Annotated in this window: 1 protein-coding gene; it reads left to right on the forward strand. The window is 63.7% G+C overall.

Annotation, left to right across the window (positions count from 1 at the left end; all coding sequences use genetic code 11):
* The first annotated feature begins 102 nt into the window (after positions 1-102).
* Entirely contained in the window at positions 103-2007 is a 1905-nt protein-coding gene (locus tag HU811_RS26730) for a sigma-54-dependent Fis family transcriptional regulator (protein ID WP_186659096.1), read from the forward strand.
* Positions 2008-2082: the final 75 nt, after the last annotated feature.

Consider the following 2082-nt stretch of genomic DNA (forward strand, 5'->3'; position numbering starts at 1 on the left):
AGCGGGGATAAATCCCCTCGCCACAGGTTGAGTGTCAAACACAGGTTAAGTGTTAAACCGTTGCTCCAGTGAGGCAGGTCCTTCGGGGAGAAATAATAAGAAATGCACAGCAACCACTTGAGTCGCCATGCCCAACAAGTCCTGACGGTCACCCAGGGCAAGGCCCATCTGCAGGGGCCCGGTAGCGATCCGTCGATTGCCCGCTCCTGGCTGCGCTGTCTTGAGGACTATCACCTCGATCCGGCGCAGAACCTGGCGCCAACGGTGCTCGAGCATGGTCGGGTGCTGGAAAGCCGCGAGCGTCTGCAACAGGTGTTGCAGATCGCCGGCACGGAAATGACCAGCCTGCATCAGCAACTCTCCGGCGCCGGCCACGCGGTGTTGCTGACCGACGCTCGCGGCGTGATCCTCAACTGCGTCACCGCCCCCAGCGAACGGAAGATTTTCGAGCGCGCCGGCCTCTGGCTCGGCGCCGACTGGAGCGAAGCCTGCGAAGGCACCAACGGCATCGGCACTTGCCTGGTGGAGCGCCAGGCCCTGACCATTCACCAGGAAGAGCACTTTCGCGGTCGTCACACGGGCCTGACCTGCTCGGCCAGCCCGGTGTTCGACCCTCAGGGTGAACTGCTCGCGGTGCTGGATGTGTCATCGGCCCGGCCAGACGTGTCGCGCCAGAGCCAGTTCCACACCATGGCGCTGGTCAACCTCTCGGCAAAGATGATCGAGAGCTGCTATTTCCTGCGCTGCTTCGACAATCAATGGTTGCTGCGCTTTCATTTGCAGGCCGAGTCCGTGGGGTTGTTCAGCGAGGGGCTGCTGGCGTTCGACGGCGAAGGGCGGATCAGCGCCGTCAACCAGAGTGCGCTGAACCTGTTGGGGCATATTCGCGGTGGTTTGCTCGGTCAGCGGGTGGAAGACTTTTTCGATTGTTCACTGGATGAGCTGCTCGGCCGGGCCAGCGCCCAGGCCAGCGCCAGTTGGCCGTTGCGCACCCGTGACGGGCGGCATTTGTTTGCGGTACTGCGGGGACAGCCGCGCAGCGTGCCGGTCCCGGTCGTCCCTGCGTTTAAAGCCATCGAGCCCGCCCGGTTGCCGGGCCTCTGCCTGGGGGATGCGGCGTTGCAGGAGCATTTTCGCAAGGCGCTGCGGGTGTTCGAGCGCGATGTGCCGCTGCTGATCCATGGCGAAACCGGCTCCGGCAAGGAAGCCTTTGCCAAGGCCGTGCATCATGCCAGCCAGCGCGCCGGGAAAAACTTCGTGGCGCTCAACTGTGCGGCCATCCCGGAAAGTCTGATCGAAAGCGAGCTGTTCGGTTATCGCGGCGGCAGCTTCACCGGCGCCCGCAAGGAAGGCATGCGCGGCAAGCTGCAACAGGCCGACGGCGGCACGCTGTTTCTCGATGAAATCGGTGACATGCCCCTGGCCTTGCAGACCCGCTTGCTGCGAGTGCTGGAAGATCGCCAGGTGGTGCCCATCGGCGGCGAACCCGAAGCGGTCAACGTGCGCATCATCAGCGCCACCCACCGTCAACTGCTTGATCGGGTGCGCGACGGCAGCTTTCGCGAAGACTTGTACTATCGGCTCAACGGGCTGGAAATCCCGCTGCCGGCATTGCGCGAGCGTAGCGACAAGTCCCAGTTGCTGGATTTTCTGCTGGCCGAAGAGGCGGGCGCCGAAGCGGTGGCCATCGACGAACCTGCGCGTCAGGCATTGCTGAGTTTTGACTGGCCGGGCAACGTGCGGCAGCTGCGCAATGTGCTGCGCACCCTCGCGGCCTTGTGCGACGGGGGGCGGATCGGATTGGAGGACTTGCCGGCGATGATCCGCCAGAGTCCACAGGCGACGGTTGAAACGCCGGCTGAGCGCCCGCTGGACGATGCCGAGCGGTTGGCGTTGCTTGATGTCCTGGAACGCCAGCGCTGGCACATGACCCACACCGCCGAACAACTGGGCATCAGCCGCAACACCCTTTACCGAAAGCTGCGCAAACACGCCATCGCCCGCTGAATCACGGACTGCTGGCCGCTGACTGCTGACTGCTGACTACTGACTGCTGTTGTGGCGAGGGAGCTTGCTCCCGCT

The sequence above is a fragment of the Pseudomonas tehranensis genome (assembly GCF_014268615.1).
In the GTDB taxonomy this organism is placed as follows: Bacteria; Pseudomonadota; Gammaproteobacteria; order Pseudomonadales; family Pseudomonadaceae; genus Aquipseudomonas; species Aquipseudomonas tehranensis.

Excerpts from the sequence above, each read along its gene's own strand:
- HU811_RS26730 (WP_186659096.1), top strand. The coding sequence starts at position 103 with ATGCACAGCAACCACTTGAGTCGCCATGCCCAACAAGTCCTGACGGTC.